The sequence below is a fragment of the Nitratireductor sp. WH36-1 genome (genome assembly GCF_058725515.1).
Map to the genome: position 1 here is coordinate 1,138,569 of NZ_CM178970.1, position 16,849 is coordinate 1,155,417.

The following is a 16,849-nucleotide window of genomic DNA, read 5'->3' on the forward strand; positions in this document are numbered from 1 at the left end:
AAAACGGTATCCGCTTTTCGGTTCGAAGCTCTAAAATAACGGGGTTTACTCGATGGGTAAGGTTACAGGTTTTCTCGAAATCGACCGTCAGGTGCACAAGTACCAGCCGGCGTCCGACCGTATTCGCCATTTCCGCGAATTCACGCTGCCCATGTCGGACAGGGAAGTCGAGAAACAGGCCGCGCGCTGCATGGATTGCGGCATTCCCTATTGCCACGGCCCGACAGGCTGCCCGGTCCACAACCAGATCCCTGACTGGAACGACCTCGTCTATAATGGTGACTGGGAGGAGGCGATCCGCAATCTGCACTCCACCAACAACTTCCCGGAGTGGACTGGCCGCATTTGCCCTGCACCCTGCGAGGAAGCCTGCACGCTCAATCTCGAAGATATTCCCGTCGCCATCAAGACGGTCGAGCAGGCCATTGCCGACAAGGCCTATGAGGCCGGTTTTGTGCGGCCCTATCCGGCCGACCACACGACCGGCAAGAAGGTCGCCATCATCGGCTCCGGCCCGGCCGGCATGGCTGCTGCCCAGCAGCTAGGGCGTGCCGGTCATCAGGTCCATGTCTATGAGCGCGAAAGCCGGCCCGGCGGCCTGATGCGCTACGGCATTCCCGATTTCAAGATCGAAAAACACTATATCGACCGCCGCATCGAGCAGATGCAGGGCGAAGGCGTGACCTTCCATTGCGGTGTCAATGTCGGCGTGGACAAGCCGGTGCAAGAGCTTCTGGCCGAGCACGACGCCGTTCTCTACTGCGGTGGCTCGGAGCGCCCGCGCCCGGCCGGTATCCCCGGCGGCGAATTCCACGGCGTTCATGACGCCATGCCCTATCTGGTTCAGCAGAACCGGCGTGTGGGCGGTGAGGACATTCAGTCCGTCGCATGGGCGGCGGAGCCCATCCTTGCCGGCGGCAAGCATGTGGTTGTCGTTGGTGGTGGTGACACCGCATCGGATTGCGTCGGCACGGCCTTCCGTCAGGGCGCGGTGCGCGTCACCCAGCTCGACATCCGCCCGCGTCCGCCGGAGAAGGAAGACAAGCTTGCCGTCTGGCCCTATTGGGCGACGAAGATGCGCACCTCCTCTTCACAGGCCGAAGGCGCCGATCGCGAATTCCAGGTGGCGACGCTTGAATTCGTTGGTGAGGATGGCGTTCTGACCGGTGTGAAATGCTGTCAGGTGGATGAGAAGCGCAAGCCCGTTCCGGGCACGGAATTCGTCATTCACGCAGATCTCGCCTTCATCGCCATCGGCTTTTCCGGCCCGCTGGAAACAGGCGTTCTGTCCGAGTTTGGCGACCGGCTGAAAACCGATATCGACCGCCGCAACTCTGTGAACGTCAATGCTGACGACCGTGAGTATCGCACCACCATCGACCGTCTGTTTGCAGCGGGCGATGCGCGGCGCGGTCAGTCTCTGGTGGTTTGGGCGATCCGCGAAGGGCGTCAGGCCGCCCACGCGATTGACACGTTCCTCATGGGCAGTTCGGTCCTGCCGCGCTAGGGCGCCGTGCGTCCATTCGGACGCACAAAGAACGCTTCCGGTGGATGACGGCCCCCTTCTCCCCGCGCGCGGGGAGAAGGTCCCGGCAGGGGGATGAGGGGCTGACGCGGCGCAAGAAAATCTCGCCATATTGTGGGGTTGGCAGAACCTGGCGCTCGCCCCTCATCCTCACCTTCTCCCCGCGCACGGGGAGAAGGGGGCCTCGAAGTCGGTGCCCCATCGCGTCATTCCACGCATCATGCGGGCGTCAGGTGATCCCGCCTGCCTGCAGTGATCTGCGAGCCCGAAGAGGTCTGGATGAAATCAGGGCGTCGCCGTGGCTTCTGGCTGCTGCGGCGTTTTCTTTTCTGCCACTGGTGCGACCGGACGTAACGAGAAATTGTCGGCGCGGCCGGGCTGACTTGATGTGGCGCTGTCGGCTTCCGCGTCGTCACTGCGCTCCTGTCGCCCGATTGGCTCCACCACGGCGCCCATCAGCTCCAGCCCGCCATCGAGCGCCGGGTCAGACAGCGAGATCGGCACCGTCCGGTCGACAGGCGTGGGCTCTTCGGGGAATAGCACCAGGTTTGGAAGGTTCTCGATCCCGACCTCGCCGATATCGGGCGAAATGGCTTCGCCGAGAAGCTTGTTCAGCGGTTTCTCCACGTAGAAGGCCACCTTGCGCTTGCCGGAACGCGTCAGGTTGATGCCGTCGCTGCCGCGCAGCCGCACCGGCTGCCCGTTCATGTCCGGCCCGGTAAAGATGAAGGCCCCGTTTTCATCCACGAAACCGTCCCAGATGTCGACGAATGTGCCGCCTATGCTCTCCACTGTGGTCTTGTAGATGTCGTTGAAGGCCAGCATGTCGGACGACATGGTCGATGATTTGAAGGCCGGTAAGCCGCTCCACACGAGTGGGATCTGCTTTTCTTCGATGGCCGCCGCGAAGGTCTTGACGCGGTCGGTGTATTCGGCGAGCCAGGGCTCCGAGCGCGGGGCCTCGCGCTGACCGTCGATGCGCAGTTGCTGCCGGTCGTTGGAGCCGATCATCACGATCACGACGGTCGGGGAAACCTCTTCCAGAATGCCCGAAATCTCGGCATTCCAGTCATAATAGTCGTCGCGCACAAAGCCGGACGAACCGTTGCTGCGATTGATCACGCGCACACCGGGAGACTCTGCATATGCGTCGCTCAGGCCCTCGGCGAGCCCTCCGGCCATGAAGTCGCCAACGACCAGCACCGTGCGTGCATTCTCAAGCTTCTCCACTTCCGGCGGCGGTGGAGGCGTCGTTGGCTGGCGGGGTGCGGCGCGTGTGGTCGAGCGGCTGGGGCTTCGCGTGGCCGGCTGGTTGCGGCGCTGGCTGGGTAGCCGCACCGCAGGGCGCTCGGGCTCGCGTTGGCGCGCCCGCCCGCCGAACAGGAAATCCAGAAGGCCGCGACTTCTCTCCTGGGCCCCGGCAGGCGAGGGCGTGGAGAGGATAACGGGCAGGGCGAGGCTTAACGAGATGATGGCAATGACGAAGCGTTTGCCGCCTTCTCGTCCTGCCTCTGCCCTGTCCGTTTTCATGTCCTGTTTCCCCTGTCTCCGGTCAATTGTATCCGGTCAGTTCCCGCGCAGGCGGCGGAGCACTTCCTTGCCCGGATGGCCGTCTTCCTGCATTCCGTTGCGGGACTGGAAGGCGCGGATCGCGGCGCGCGAGCCGGAGCCGATCTTGCCATCGATGGGGCCGTCATAATAGCCAAGCGCACCAAGGCGGCGCTGCAGCTCTTCCGTCTCGTTGTAGCTGAGACGTTCGAAGGGACGATTCCAGTCACGCACGAGGCCGCCATAGCCGGCGATTTCGTCGGCAAGAAGGCCCACGGCAAGCGCGTATTTGTCCGAATTGTTGTAGCGCTTGATGACTTGGAAATTCTTGGTCACGAGGAAGGCGGGGCCTGCGCGACCGTCCGGGACCTTCAGCTCGGCGCTGTCGTTCGGACGCGGGAAAGGCTTGCCATTGGCGCGCACGACGCCGATGGAAGCCCAGCGGGCAAGCGACATGTTGCCGCCCGGGAACTTGCGTCCGCCTGGCAGCGCAGCCGTTTCATAGCCCCAGGTTTCGCCGGTGCGCCAGCCATTGCGGCGCAGCAGGTTTGCTGCGGTGGCAAGGGCGTCCGGGATTGAGGTCCAGATGTCGCGGCGGCCATTGCCGTCCATGTCGACAGCATAGGCCTGATAGCTGGTGGGGATGAACTGCGTGTGGCCCATCGCGCCGGCCCAGGAGCCGGTCAGGTGGCCAACATCAATGTCGCCGCTCTGCAGGATCTTGAGCGCGGCGATGAGCTGCTGACGGGCAAATTTGGCGCGGCGCTTGTCGGCATAGGCGAGCGTGGCCAGCGAGCGTGGCACGCTGCGCATGACGCGTTCGTTCTTCAGCACTTCACCATAGTTCGATTCGATCGACCAGATGGCGAGCAGCACATAGCGGCTGACGCCGTACTGGCTTTCGATGCGGTCGAGCCAGGGTTTCCACTGGCGGGCGAGCTGCTGACCGCGCTGGATGGCGTCGGCCTGAACGCGGTTGTCGAAATATTCCCACGCCTCGGCGCGGAATTCGGGCTGGTAGCGGGCTTTCTCCAGCACCTCCGGATCGGGGGCGGTGATGCCGCGAAAGGCGCGGTCATAGGTGGCGCCGGAAACGCCGTTCTTGATCGCAACAGCACGAAACTGCTGGACCCAGCGCTGGAAGCCGGCATCGGCGCTGGCCGGCTGGAGGGTTACGGTAAATGCGAGCACGAAAGAAGCGATCAACGTCGCGACGAGGTTTCGTGGGGGCAAGCGGAACAACATCACGATCTCCGTTACAGGTAGTCCAGCCTTTCCATGGCAGGTCCCGGTTAGAAAAACGTTTACCATGCTGTTAATGTCCGTGATCGGGTTCTCCGGAACTTGTCACGATATACGCGCATTCATTCAGGAAACATCAATCCGACGTTGCTAAGGCAGCGCCAAACGCCTTCATTTCAACCTTTCGGGGATAGATTTCTGATGACGAAACTTCGCAAAGCGGTATTTCCTGTCGCTGGTCTGGGAACGCGTTTTCTTCCGGCCACCAAGGCAATCCCCAAGGAAATGCTGACTGTCGTCGATAAGCCCGTGATCCAGTATGTCGTCGATGAGGCCCGCGAAGCCGGCATTGAGCACTTCATTTTCGTGACCGGGCGCAACAAGGCGGTCATTGAAGATCACTTCGACATTCAGGTCGAATTGTACGACACACTGGAGCGGCGCGGCAAGAACGAGGTTCTCGACCGCCTGCACAGCATGCAGCCGCTGCCCGGCCAGACCAGCTTCACCCGTCAGCAGGAGCCGCTGGGCCTTGGCCACGCCGTCTGGTGTGCGCGTGAACTGGTAGGCAATGAGCCCTTCGCGCTTCTTCTGCCCGACATGATCATGCAGTCGCCCAGGGGCTGCCTGTCGCAGATGGTCGAACTCTTTGAAAAGACGGACGGAAACGTTGTCTCCGTCGAAGAGTGCGAGCCCTCGCAGACCCACAAATACGGCATCGTCGGTCGCGGCGATACGGTTGCCGGCGGGTTCGAAATCAACGCCATGGTGGAGAAGCCGAAGCCCGAGGATGCGCCGTCGAACTTCTACATCAATGGCCGTTACATCCTGCGGCCGGAGATCTTTGACCTTCTCGCCGAGCAGGAACGCGGCGCGGGTGGCGAGATCCAGTTGACCGACGCCATGCTGAAACTTCTGAAGAAGCAGCCCTTCCACGGTTTCCCCTTCACGGGCCGCACATTTGACTGCGGTTCGCCGGAAGGTTTCGTGGAAGCGAACCTCGCTTTCGCGCTGGAACGCCCCGATCTGCGCGAGCATGTGCTGCGCGTCGTGGAGGCCTCCGGCCGCGTCTGACGCAATTTTGAAAAACGCCGCCATTTTCTCCGAAATGGCGGCGTTTTGTCTTTTTTGCGGAAATTCCGCACCGAATTCCTAAAAAACTGATTTTCCAGGCCGCGCAGCGGTCTAGCGCTGCATGCGCACGCCCAGGAACACGCTGCTTGCGTCATACTCCCGGCTGGGAACGCTGCTGGTGCGTTTCTCGTAACGCGCCCGACCGGTGAGACCGAGTGTGCGGTTGAGCCACCAGGTCATGCCGGCTTCGCCGTTCATGGTCAGGTCGTGCCCGCCATTTTCATAGTCGCGCCAGGAAAGTCCGGCGGCGGCTTCGGCCGTCAGATTGGCGCGGATCTGGCGTTCCACCCGAAGGGTTCCCGAGTGAAGAATCGAGCCGCTGTCACCGGGATCGGTGGTGCCTTCAATCGTGGTCGAGGCGTCGAGGCGCACATCGGTGCCGCGCTGCGGCGACCAGTTGAGCGCGGCGGCAAGCGCAAGCCCTGAAACCGTGTTGAGGCGGTCGTCGTCGATGTCTTCTGCGACCCAGCCGATGGAGGCTTCGCCCGACAGTTTTTCCTCAATGTCGACCATGACGCCGGCGCGGGCGGCAAAGCGTGTGGCCGAACGCTCATAGCCGGCGCTGTCTTTCTCTTCATCGTAGAAGCGACGACCGATCTCGCCTTCGATGAAGGGGGCAAGGGCTGGCGAGATGGCATAGCCGGTGCGCAGGCGCAGCGTGGCCAGCGTCGAGTTGCGCTCTTTCTGCGAAAGCGTGCTGCCATCGATGAGCGTGGCGTCGCCATAATGCTCGCGCGTCAGGGAGCCGGTGGCGCTCAGCCGCAGCTTGCCGAGATCCTTGGAGAGCCCGAGGCTGCCGTCGATGATGTGCCGGATTGGCCGGTCTTCGACCCCGACGATGACGACGGGGGAGGAGGCGGATTCCGGGCTGACCGTGTAACCAAGGCTTGCAAGCGCCGTATAGTCGCCCGCCAGATCGAAACGCAGCGCGCCATCGATGCCGCCTTCGATGTCCGAGACCGCTTCGCCCGAAACGGATTTGCGGTAGATGCCGTAAGCGTCGATGGTGGCTGCGTGGCGCGACCAGTCGGACACGGCGTTGAGCCTGAGCGTGGTCTCCGAGATCGCCGCCTCGCCGCTGCCGGGGCTGGAATCGGCATTCGTGGTCCAGGTCACGCCCTGTTCGAGCGTGGGGGTGACGGTGAACGTGCCGACGCGCAGGCCGAGCGGTGCATAGGGATTTTCTTCCGAAGCCTGAAAATTGCTCTCGATGGCGCCGACGCGCGGGTTGAGGGCATCCGTGCTGTCAGCCCGGTCGACGCCGTCAGTCTCGTCCAGATCGCCTTCGGGAATGCCATTGGTGACGACACCGTCAAGCGGCGTCTGGCTGGCCTGCGCGGGAACGTTGCGCGCCTCGCGGGCGCGCTCGCGCGCGATGGCGGTCGATGGTGTGCGGCTGGAACGGCTGTTGCTGGTTTCGGCTGGCGCTTCCGCAGAAGCCGGATCGCCCGACGGGCTCGGCGTTACGGGTTCATAGCGCGGGGTGGGCAGGCCCGTTTCCGCACCAGCGCCACTCTGTATGGAAGAGGTGATGTCTGTTTCGGAAACGAGCCCGCGCAGACCACTGACTTCCTGCGCCGTAGCGACGCCGTAGACACATGCTGAAAGACTGAGACCCAGCGCAGTGGATCTGCGCCATATGCGCGTATTCCAACCCACTCTGAAACCGGGAGAAGACATTCAGATCCAGACTATAAAGACGCGCCACAATTGTACTTACCCAGCAGTAAATCATCGTGGTTAACAAAACCTTGTGTGCGGACGTCTACGACTGGGGCGGGCACAATGGACAAACTGAATGGACAGCGCGGCATCAAGGCGGTAATGGCAATGCCATGCTGAAAAACTCTTCCATGAACCTGGACCAGCAAAGCGTTATCGCTTCTGCTGTTCGCACGCTTGAAACCGAACGCGCCGGACTTAAAGAACTGGCGGAAGCCCTCGACAACGGGCTTGCCGAACCCTTTGCCGAAGCGGTGCGCACCGTTGCCGGGATCAGGGGCCGCTTGATCGTTACCGGCGTGGGCAAGAGCGGGCATATCGGTTCCAAGATTGCCGCAACCATGGCTTCCACGGGAACGCCGGCATTCTTCGTGCATCCCGCCGAAGCCAATCATGGCGATCTCGGCATGATCGGCAGCGACGATGTCATCCTTGCCATGTCGTGGTCGGGCGAGACGACCGAGCTGCATGGCATCATCGCCTATGCGCGTCGCTTTGCCATTCCGATCATCGCGATCACCGCCGGCAAGGCTTCGGCGCTGGCGAAGGAAGCAACGGTGGTGCTCGGTCTGCCCCGGGCTCCCGAAGCCTGCCCGCATGGGCTCGCTCCCACCACCTCGACCGTGCTGCAGCTGGTGATCGGTGATGCGCTGGCCGTGGCGCTTCTGGAGGCGCGCGGCTTTACGGCTGACCATTTCCGCACTTTCCATCCCGGCGGGCAGCTGGGCGCAAAGCTGACGCAGGTGCGCCAGATCATGCATTCGGGCGCGGAGCTTCCGCTGGCGAAAAGCGGTGCGCTGATGCGCGAGGCCATTCTGGAAATGACCCAGAAGGGCTTTGGCTGTGTCGGCATCACCGACGGCGATGGCGCACTGATCGGCATCATCACCGACGGCGATCTGCGCCGCCACATCGACAGCGAGCTTCTGGCGATGACGGTGGATCAGGTGATGACCCGCGATCCGAAGACGATTGGGCCGGAAACGCTGGCCGAAAGCGCGCTGCAGATCGTCAATTCCTCGTCGATTACCACGCTGATGGTGGTGGAGGGCGGCAAGCCCTGCGGCGTGGTGCATCTGCACGACCTGCTGCGGATTGGCGCTGCCTGAAGCTGACAGGCTGTAATTCAGGACCATGTGAAGTTGACAGGCGCCCCGTTTCAAACGGGGCGTTTTTCGTTTGGCTGCAGGGTTTGCAGGACGTATCGGTTCGCTCGCTTAGTGGCTGTGTGCCGCCAGCGGGGATGATGCCAAGGGGTACAATTCTGCAATTGGGGGCGAACCCATCGCGTGTCATATTGGCCGAATGAGACCGGCTTCGCTCAAGCGCCCACTGGTCGGCCCCAGTAGGCCTCACAATGTGAAGGAGTTCCGATGCTTGCAGAACACGTTCAGCATCTTCTGGTCGTCTTCGCCGCTTATCTCGTTGTGATTGCCAGCCCTGGCCCCAGCACCATGGCGATAATGGGCGTTGCCATGAAGCAGGGCCGCGAAAGTGCAGTCCTTCTGGCGCTCGGGGTGGTGACGGGAAGCATGTTCTGGGCCGTTTTGGCCGCGACCGGTGTTGCGACGGTGCTGACCGCCTATGCTGAAGCGGTCTTTTTCATCAAGGTCGCCGGTGGTCTCTATCTTCTTTTTCTGGCCTGGAAGTCCGCCAGGTCGGCACTGACGGCCAAGGCCGGACAGTTGAAACCAATGGCGCCGGCAAGGAAAGTGATGTTCTATCGCAGAGGGGTGCTTTTGCACCTGTCCAACCCCAAAGCCGTTCTTGGCTGGGTTGCGATCATGGCGCTTGGGCTGAGGCCGGATGCACCGTCATACACCCTGCTCACGATCATCGTGGGATGCGCCATTCTGGGCCTGACGGTGAATGTTGGCTACGCCCTGCTTTTCTCTACCGGCGTTCTGGGGCGGGCCTACCAGAAGTTCAGCAAGTGGATCGAAGGCGTGTTGGCTCTGGTTTTTGGCTATGCCGGTCTCAGGCTGCTCCTCTCCCGATCATGATGGCCGGAGCGCTGCCTGTTGTGAAACAGGCGGTGGCAGAGGCGTTCTTGATGGCAGATAAAAAAAGTCCCGGACGCCATAGGCTCCGGGGCTTTTTGTGATTCAGACTGCCTCGACGCGCAATGTGGAGCCGTCCACCGCTGCGATCTTCACGCGTGTGCCAGCCGGGAGGTCCGGGCCGGCGACACGCCATACCGTGTCATCGAGCCGGACGCGGCCAAAGCCGTTTTCGATGGCCTGTTCGAGCGTTGCCGTGCGGCCGACAAGCTGCTCGGTGCGGCGGTTGAGGAGCGGCTGATCCGTCTCCTCGTTTCTGCGCGAATCCATGAAACGCTTGCCGCCATAGGCCGAGAGCAGGGACAGCGCCAGGAAGACGAGAACCTGCACGTGCCAGGTCCACATCGCCGCATCCCATAACTGGAGCGACAGCGTTCCGGTCAGGATTGCGGCGATGCCGATCCACAGAAGGAAAACGCCGGGCGCCAGGATTTCCGCCGCCAGCAGCACAAAGCCAAGCAGCATCCAGTTCCAGGGGCCGAGTTCAGCGACGACATGCTCGATCATGAGGCTATTCCTGTGCGGGACCCGTACGCGGCGGGCGGGCTGAGGAAGCCCGGTTCTTCGGGGCGGGGGCCGTGTTTCCGTCGCTGAAGACTTCGCGGGCGATGGCGCCGATGCCGCCGAGAGAGCCGATCAGCGAGGAGGCTTCGAGCGGCATCAGAACGACCTTGTTGTTGTTGGACGAACCGATGGTCGCCAGCGCGTCGGTGTATTTCTGGGCCACGAAGTAGTTCACCGCATGCACGTCGCCGGCGGCGATGGCATCGGACACGACCTGCGTTGCCCGGGCTTCTGCCTCGGCGGCGCGCTCGCGGGCCTCGGCATCGCGGAAGGCTGCTTCCTTGCGGCCTTCGGCTTCGAGGATTTCGGCCTGCTTCAGACCTTCTGCCTCAAGGATCTGCGCGCGCTTGTTGCGCTCGGCCATCATCTGGCGGGCCATCGATTCCACCAGGTTGGCCGGCGGGTTGATGTCCTTGATCTCGACGCGGGTCATCTTGATGCCCCACGGGCTTGCGGCGTCATCGACAATGCGCAGAAGTTTTTCGTTGATCGCGTCGCGGTTGGACAGGAGCTCATCGAGATCCATCGAGCCCATGACGGAGCGGATGTTCGTCATGGTCAGGTTGAGGATGGCGTTTTCCAGTCCGGACACCTGATAGGCGGCCTCGGCGGCGGTGAGCACCTGATAGAAGGCGACGCCATCGACGGCGACGATGGCGTTGTCGCGGGTGATGACTTCCTGTGTGGGGACGTCGAGCACCTGCTCCATCATGTTCATCTTCGCGCCAACGCGGTCGATGAACGGGACAATGATGTTGAGGCCGGGGGTGAGGGTTTTCGTGTAGCGCCCGAACCGCTCCACCGTGAAGTTGAAGCCCTGCGGTACCGTCTTGATGCCTGCAAAAAGCAGCAGGACAACGAGGACCACCAGGACGGGGATGAGTATGTCAAAACCGGAGAAGGGCATTATCGGCTCCTGAAACCGCCCCGGAGGGGCTTGTATTGAATCGCGTGGCGCACTGTAAGGTTGTAACCCGCTTTGTGAAGACCTTAACCGCAGGCAAAACCATAACCCAACGGCTCAAATTGTCGGGCATGCATGCTCTGCGGGCGGAATACGCCGCGCATATGTTGCGCCAAATGTGACGCGTGGATGGCGAGGCCGGGTTTATACCCAGCCTGCCAGCTCGCGCCGCACCAGCGTTTCAATGACAGCCATGCCTTCTTCGGTGTCGTTGAGGCAGGGGATGTGCGTGAAGTTCGTGCCGCCGGCCTCATGGAAGATTTCTCCGGCCTCGCCGGCGATTTCTTCCAGCGTCTCCAGACAGTCGGACACGAAGCCGGGATTGAAGACGGCGATGGATTTTACGCCTTCCTTCGCGAGCTTCTCGACCGTCTTGTCGGTGTAGGGCTGGAGCCATTCTTCGGGGCCGAAGCGGGACTGAAAGCAGGTCATCAGCTTCTTCTCGTCCCAGCCGAGGCGCTCGCGCAGAAGGCGCGAGGTTTTCTGGCAATGGCAGTGATAGGGATCGCCGCGCTGGAAATAGCTCTGCGGGATGCCGTGATAGGAGGCGATGACGACTTCCGGCTCGAAGTCGAGGCTCGCCAGATGCGTTTCGATGGAGTGGGCCAGCGCTTCGATATAGACCGGCTCGTCCTGATAGGAGGGCACGGTGCGGATGGCCGGCTGAAAGCGCATCTTCATGAGCGCTTCGAAGAACTTGTCGTTCACCGTCGCCGTGGTGGTGGCGGAGTATTGCGGGTAGAGCGGGAACATGACGATGCGGTCGCAGCCGCGTTCCATCATGCTCTTCGTGACCGTCTCGATGGAGGGCTGGCCGTAGCGCATGGCCCAGTCGACGACGACATGCTCATGCTCCGACAGGGCCCCGGCGAGCTTTTCGCCCTGGGCGCGGGTGAAGGTGCGCAGGGGCGATTCGTTACGCTCGTGGTTCCAGATTTCCGCGTAGGCCGCGCCGGACTTCTTGGGCCGCGTGTTGAGCACGATGCCGTGAAGGATCGGATACCAGATGGCTCTTGGCCATTCGATGACGCGGCGATCCGACAGGAATTCCTTCAGATAGCGCCGCATGGGGGCGTAATCCGTGCCGTCAGGCGTGCCGAGATTGACGAGCAGAACGCCAACCTTGCCGATGCGCACCGGCGGGTGGTCTGCGGGCAGGGGGCCGACCGCCTTTGCGGCGGAACGGTCGATAGTGGTGGGGAGATTCATGCTTTGGCTCCGATCATGCAGGGGAAGCTAGCGAAGCCGGGCGGGTTTTCAATGCAGCGCGTGGCCGCAGGGGCGAAAAAATGAAAAAGCCCCGCCAATTGGCGGGGCTTTCAAGGGTTTCATGCGGTTAGTTGGCCGCAGGCAGGGTGATGACCATGCCCACTTTGAGCCGGCCGGGATCCATCTGCGGGTTTGCATCGGCAATGTCGCGCCATTTGGTGGCGTCGCCATACTGCGCGCGGGCGATCTCCCACAGCGTGTCGCCGCGGGCGATGGTGTAGGTGTTCTTGTCACCATCCATCATCTTTTCCGCGTCTTCCGCAGTCTCGCTCGCCATCTCCCCGGTGGCTTCGGCTGCGCTTTCGGCAACCTCTTCGACCTTGTCGGCTGCGCCTTCGGTTGCAGAAGCCGCATCATCGGCGGTCTTCTCCATGGCTTCGCCGGCTTCGTCCGCCATCTTCTTCGCGCCTTCGGTTGCGCTCTCGGCGGCTTCTGCGGCCTTGTCGGCTGCCGTTTTGGCCATGGAGGCTGCATCATCGGCCGCTTTCTCGACGGCGTTGCCTGCGTCTTCCGTGGCCTTTTCTGCGCCCTCGGTCATCTTCTTCATGGCAGCGTCGGCTTCACCGGCGGCCTTCTCCGCCATCTCCTTTGCGCCTGCGACAGCGCCTTCGACGGCTTCCTTTGCCTTCTCGGCAACGCCCTCAGCCATGGTCTTGGCGTCGTCGGCGGCCTTTTCCATCGTCTCGCCGGCCTTGTCCATCGTCGATGCGGCAACCCTGGTGATGCGGCCATCCAGAGACGGTTTGTAGGGGCTGTTGGCGGCCAGATAATCGGCGAGAACCTGCTCGAGGCCCGGACCGTAGTCATAGGCGTTCTGGGCGTTCAAGGCGAAGAGCTTGTAGCCGTCACCGCCATTGCGCGTGAAGTTGTTGGAGGCGACCGTGTAGGTGGCGTCCGGGTCGATTGCGGTCCAGCCGTCGCCATCCTTCACTTCGACGGACTGGATGCGGCCTTCGCCGGGGGCGACGGACGGGTCGAAGCTGAAGCGCAGGCCGGAGACTTGCGGGAAACGCCCGGCGCCGTCCTCGATCTGGCTCACGCCGCTTTCAAGCGAGGCAACGACATCTTCGCCCTTGATCTGGAAGGTGGCGAGCGTGTTCTGGAACGGCAGCACGCCCAGCACCTCGCCCATGGTGACTTCGCCGCCATCGATGGAGGCGCGCAGCCCGCCGCCATTGGTGATGGCGAACTGGACACCCTGATCGGCGGTGCGCGCGACCATGGCGTCGGTCACGAGATTGCCCATCTCGCACTCACCGGCGCGGCAGGTCTCGCGGCTGCCATCCACCGGGGCTGCCGTTTCGGCGACGATCTTGTTCTTCAGCTCCTCAATGGGGCCGCCCAGCTCCAGCACGCGGGCGACGACCGCCTCGTCCTTGTCGACGGAAGCATCGATCAGCTTGACGTCGCCGGTGGCGGCGGTGACCACGCCGTCATCGTTGAAGGTGAGCTTGAGTTCGCCGAGATATTTGGAATAGGAGCCGGCCTGCACGACGGGCACCTGATGGCCGTCGGGATTGTCGACCATGGTCGGGTAGGGGCCTTCGGCGCCCTCGATGGCGTTGGAAAGCAGCGTGTTGGAATGGCCGCCGACAACCACGTCGACGCCGGGGATCTTCGCGATGGCTTCGAGGTCGCGCGGGTAGCCCACATGGGTGAGCGCGATGACCTTGTTTGCGCCCTCGGCGGTGGCGGCTTCAACGGCTGCGGTGATGCCGGCCACATCCTCGATGATGGAGACGTTCTCGCCGGGCGAGGAAAGCTCGGCCGTGTCATTGGCGACCGCGCCGACGATGGCGATCTTATCGCCGCCCACATCGAGCAGGAGATATTCTTTCACCCGGTCGCCCAGTGCGGAAGCTTCCTTGGCCTTGACGTTGGAGCCGAGCACGGGGAACTCGACCTTGTCGAGGAAGGTCGCCAGACCGTCTTCGCCGTCGTCGAACTCATGGTTGCCGACGACCATGGCGTCGGTCTTCATGAGGTTCAGGAACTCGGCTTCGGCCGCGCCCTTGTAGGTGGTGTAGAAGAGCGATCCCTGGAAATTGTCGCCGGCGTTGAGCAGCAGGACGTTTTCACCGTCCAGCGCCTGACGCGCTTCGGCCACGGCGGTGACGAGCCGGGCAGCGCCACCGAAGCACTTGCCCTCGGCATCGTCTTCAGCCGAGCAGGTGGAATCGTATTTGTTGATTGGCTCGATGCGGCTGTGCCAGTCGTTCATATGGAGAATGTTGAGCGTGTAATCGGCAAACGCCGCGCCTGCGCTCAGGGCCAGTGCCGATGCGGTCAGCGAGGCAATGGCAAGACGCTTGGATATGGTAGTTCGCATAGTGACTTCTCCCGAATGGCAATTCGCGGTCTCTAGCGCCGCATTGTGACGTCCCGTTGAAGACGGACCCGGCGGCATGTTTCCACCGGCTTGAAGGTGATGCAAGTGAAACTTGGGTGGCAAACCGTAAGTTCGCGGGCGCGTGCTTATGGTGCTATTCTGGGGTTTGATGGCGAGCCCGGTGGGCTCGAAGGAGGTGTATGCCATGGACGCTGCAGAACTGCGCGCCATTCAGGCGCCGATCAAGGACCGCTATCGCGGTGAGCCGGGCGCAGCCCTCATCACGCTTCACGCCAGGGGCGCGCTCGACGATCAGAACATTGCCTGCAAGGTGGAGACCGGCCGTGCGATCGCCATTGCCGGACTGCATCCGGCGACGGGCGGAACGGGGCTGGAGCTGTGCTCCGGCGACATGCTTCTGGAGGCGCTGGTCGCCTGCGCGGGCGTGACGCTGAAGGCCGTGGCCACGGCGCTGGAGATACCGCTCCGGGCGGGCGTGGTTTCAGCCGAGGGCGATCTCGACTTTCGCGGCACGCTGGGCGTGGTGAAGGATACGCCGGTGGGTTTTGCGGAAATCCGGCTGTCCTTCGATCTCGACACGGATGCATCGCAGGAGCAGCTCGATCAGCTGTTGAAGCTCACCGAGCGCTACTGCGTGGTCTACCAGACGATTGCGAAAGGCCCTTCGCTCAGCGTGGCGATGACGCGGATGTGAGCCCGCCGCGTGGGCTTTCGATGCGCGCCATCTCGACGGAAACGGCCTTGAGCAGGGCGTGGACCCGGCTGCCCGGCTGAAGGCCGAGTGCATCCGCCGACTTCGCCGTGATGCGGGCCAGAAGCTGCTGCCCGCCAAAGCCGAGCGCAACGGTGGCGAACGCGCCGTCACGGCGAATCTCCTCGACAATTGCGGGAAGCTGGTTGCGGATCGACAGCCCGTCATGGGGCGCATTGGCGATGGCGACATCGCCCGCCCGCACGCGCAATCGCACCGTCATGCCGGGTGCAAACCCGTTTCCGGTCAGCTCGATGCGGTCGTCATCAAGCGCGATGACGGCGGTGTGGTAAGCGGGGTCAACATCCGTGATGCGGCCTTCAAGGATGACGCCGGCCTCGTCGGGATCGCCGCCGGCGGCAAGGCCGAGGCGGGCGAGGATGGCGGCGGCGGGGCCGCTGTCGGAAACGCGTCCGTTTTCGATCAGCACCACCGTGTCGGCCAGACGCGCGACCTCCGAAGTTTCGTGGCTCACATAGAGGATGGGAATGCCGGCCTCGGTGCGGATCGCTTCCAGATAGGGCAGGATCTCGTTGCGCCGCGCCTTGTCGAGCGAGGAGAGCGGCTCGTCCATGAGAAGCAGCGCGGGGTCGGCAAGCAGCGCCCGGCCAATGGCGACGCGCTGGCGCTCGCCGCCTGAAAGCGTGGCGGGTGCAGCGTCGAGCCGGTCTTCAAGGCCAAGCAGGGCCACCACTTCATCGAAGGCGCGGGATGCCGGACGGCGACCGGCCCAGCGGGCATAGGTGAGGTTTCTGCGCACCGAGAGATGCGGGAAGAGGCGGGCGTCCTGAAAGACGAAGCCGATGCCGCGCTTTTCCGGCGGGAGGTTCGTGCCGGTGGCCGAATCGAACAGCGTGCGCCCGCCAGCCACGATGCGTCCCGACTGCGGCCGTGCCGTGCCGGCGATCATCTTGAGCAGGGTCGATTTGCCCGCGCCGGATGGCCCGAACAGCGCGGTGACGCCTGCGCCGGCCTGAAAGGCGGTTTCGATCTCGAAGCTGCCGGCGCGGCCCCTGATGTCTACGTGTAGAGTGCTCATGCGCGTCCTCCGGCGGTGAGCCTGCGGGCCAGATATTCGGACGCGACGATGGCGGCGAGCGCCAGGGCGACGGCGATTGCGATCAGGCGAAGGGCGGCGGCATCGCCCGATGGCGATTGCAGCAGCGCATAGATGGCGAGCGACAGGGTCTGTGTTTCACCGGGAATGTTTGAGACGAAGGTGATCGTCGCCCCGAACTCGCCAAGCGCCTTGGCGAAGCCGAGAACGGCGCCTGCTATGACGCCCGGAAGGGCGAGCGGCAGGGTGACGGTGAAGAATACGGTGAGACGCGATGCGCCGAGCGTGCGCGCGGCCTCGCCAAAGCCCTGATCCATGGCTTCGAGCGACAGGCGGATGGGCCGCACGAGGAGCGGAAACGCCATGACGCCGGCGGCGAGCGCCGCGCCCGTCCAGCGGAAGGCGAAGCTGATGCCGAACAGGTTTTCAAAGAGCTGGCCAAGCGGCCCTTTGGAGCCGAACAGGATCAACAGGCCGTAGCCGGTGACGACCGGCGGCAGCACGAGCGGCAGGGTGACCAGCGCCTGAACGACGCCCTTTCCGGGGAACTGCTTGCGGGCCAGAAGCCAGGCGACCGCAAAGGCCGGAACGAGCGCGCAGAGGATGGCGGTAAACGCCACCCTCGCGGACAGGAGTATGATCGAAAGTTCGGTCTCGCCCATG

14 protein-coding genes are annotated in these 16,849 nt (G+C 63.1%); 5 read left to right on the forward strand and 9 right to left on the reverse strand.

Translation table 11 applies throughout. The annotated features are described in order from the left end of the window. The first annotated feature begins 52 nt into the window (after nt 1–52). Nucleotides 53–1,507 carry a glutamate synthase subunit beta gene (locus AC4PTT_RS05425; protein ID WP_492162247.1) on the forward strand — a complete coding sequence of 485 codons (1,455 nt, stop codon included), beginning with the start codon at nt 53–55 and terminating at the stop codon, nt 1,505–1,507. 303 nt (nt 1,508–1,810) lie between these two features. Here AC4PTT_RS05425 and AC4PTT_RS05430 read toward each other — a convergent pair whose 3' ends face one another. Together AC4PTT_RS05430 and AC4PTT_RS05435 are read right to left on the reverse strand one after the other, a co-directional pair. Beyond that, a complete protein-coding gene (locus AC4PTT_RS05430; RefSeq protein WP_492162248.1) occupies nt 1,811–3,055 on the reverse strand; it encodes an SGNH/GDSL hydrolase family protein in 1,245 nt (414 codons plus the stop codon). Between the two features lie 36 nt (nt 3,056–3,091). Continuing rightward, a complete protein-coding gene (locus AC4PTT_RS05435; RefSeq protein ID WP_113152931.1) occupies nt 3,092–4,318 on the reverse strand; it encodes a lytic murein transglycosylase in 1,227 nt (408 codons plus the stop codon). Nucleotides 4,319–4,516: 198 nt separating this feature from the next. Here AC4PTT_RS05435 and galU point away from each other — a divergent pair, with 198 nt between their 5' ends. Beyond that, a complete protein-coding gene (gene galU, locus AC4PTT_RS05440) occupies nt 4,517–5,389 on the forward strand; it encodes a UTP--glucose-1-phosphate uridylyltransferase GalU (RefSeq protein ID WP_492162249.1) in 873 nt (290 codons plus the stop codon). A gap of 111 nt (nt 5,390–5,500) precedes the next feature. Here the strand turns inward: galU and AC4PTT_RS05445 are convergent, their stop codons facing one another. Then, entirely contained in the window at nt 5,501–7,108 is a 1,608-nt protein-coding gene (locus AC4PTT_RS05445; RefSeq protein ID WP_492162250.1) for an outer membrane beta-barrel protein, read from the reverse strand. Nucleotides 7,109–7,302: 194 nt separating this feature from the next. Here AC4PTT_RS05445 and AC4PTT_RS05450 point away from each other — a divergent pair, with 194 nt between their 5' ends. Together AC4PTT_RS05450 and AC4PTT_RS05455 are read left to right on the forward strand one after the other, a co-directional pair. After that, nucleotides 7,303–8,280: a KpsF/GutQ family sugar-phosphate isomerase gene (locus AC4PTT_RS05450; protein WP_222474019.1), complete on the forward strand. Its 978-nt coding sequence runs from the start codon at nt 7,303–7,305 to the stop codon at nt 8,278–8,280. Nucleotides 8,281–8,544: 264 nt separating this feature from the next. After that, on the forward strand, nt 8,545–9,174 hold the full coding sequence (locus AC4PTT_RS05455; RefSeq protein WP_206547811.1) for a LysE family translocator: 630 nt from the start codon (nt 8,545–8,547) through the stop codon (nt 9,172–9,174). A gap of 102 nt (nt 9,175–9,276) precedes the next feature. Here the strand turns inward: AC4PTT_RS05455 and AC4PTT_RS05460 are convergent, their stop codons facing one another. From AC4PTT_RS05460 to AC4PTT_RS05475, 4 genes are all read right to left on the reverse strand, one after another. Next, nucleotides 9,277–9,738: an NfeD family protein gene (locus AC4PTT_RS05460; protein WP_206544182.1), complete on the reverse strand. Its 462-nt coding sequence runs from the start codon at nt 9,736–9,738 to the stop codon at nt 9,277–9,279. Between the two features lie 4 nt (nt 9,739–9,742). Continuing rightward, nucleotides 9,743–10,702: an SPFH domain-containing protein gene (locus tag AC4PTT_RS05465; RefSeq protein ID WP_113152925.1), complete on the reverse strand. Its 960-nt coding sequence runs from the start codon at nt 10,700–10,702 to the stop codon at nt 9,743–9,745. A gap of 201 nt (nt 10,703–10,903) precedes the next feature. Next, nucleotides 10,904–11,968 carry a ferrochelatase gene (gene hemH / locus AC4PTT_RS05470; protein ID WP_492162251.1) on the reverse strand — a complete coding sequence of 355 codons (1,065 nt, stop codon included), beginning with the start codon at nt 11,966–11,968 and terminating at the stop codon, nt 10,904–10,906. Between the two features lie 127 nt (nt 11,969–12,095). After that, nucleotides 12,096–14,345, reverse strand: coding sequence for a 5'-nucleotidase C-terminal domain-containing protein (locus AC4PTT_RS05475; RefSeq protein WP_492162588.1), 2,250 nt, complete (start codon nt 14,343–14,345; stop codon nt 12,096–12,098). Nucleotides 14,346–14,562: 217 nt separating this feature from the next. Here AC4PTT_RS05475 and AC4PTT_RS05480 point away from each other — a divergent pair, with 217 nt between their 5' ends. Next, nucleotides 14,563–15,072 (forward strand): OsmC family protein, encoded by a 510-nt coding sequence (locus AC4PTT_RS05480; RefSeq protein ID WP_206547810.1) that lies wholly within the window; start codon nt 14,563–14,565, stop codon nt 15,070–15,072. Here the strand turns inward: AC4PTT_RS05480 and modC are convergent. After that, complete coding sequence (modC, locus tag AC4PTT_RS05485; protein ID WP_297564389.1) at nt 15,047–16,168, reverse strand: molybdenum ABC transporter ATP-binding protein; 1,122 nt, start codon at nt 16,166–16,168, stop codon at nt 15,047–15,049. The genes AC4PTT_RS05480 and modC overlap by 26 nt on opposite strands. After that, nucleotides 16,165–16,848, reverse strand: a complete 684-nt coding sequence (gene modB, locus AC4PTT_RS05490) for a molybdate ABC transporter permease subunit (RefSeq protein ID WP_206547808.1) — start codon at nt 16,846–16,848, stop codon at nt 16,165–16,167. Before modB ends, modC begins: the two co-directional genes overlap by 4 nt. Between the last annotated feature and the right edge of the window lies 1 nt (nt 16,849).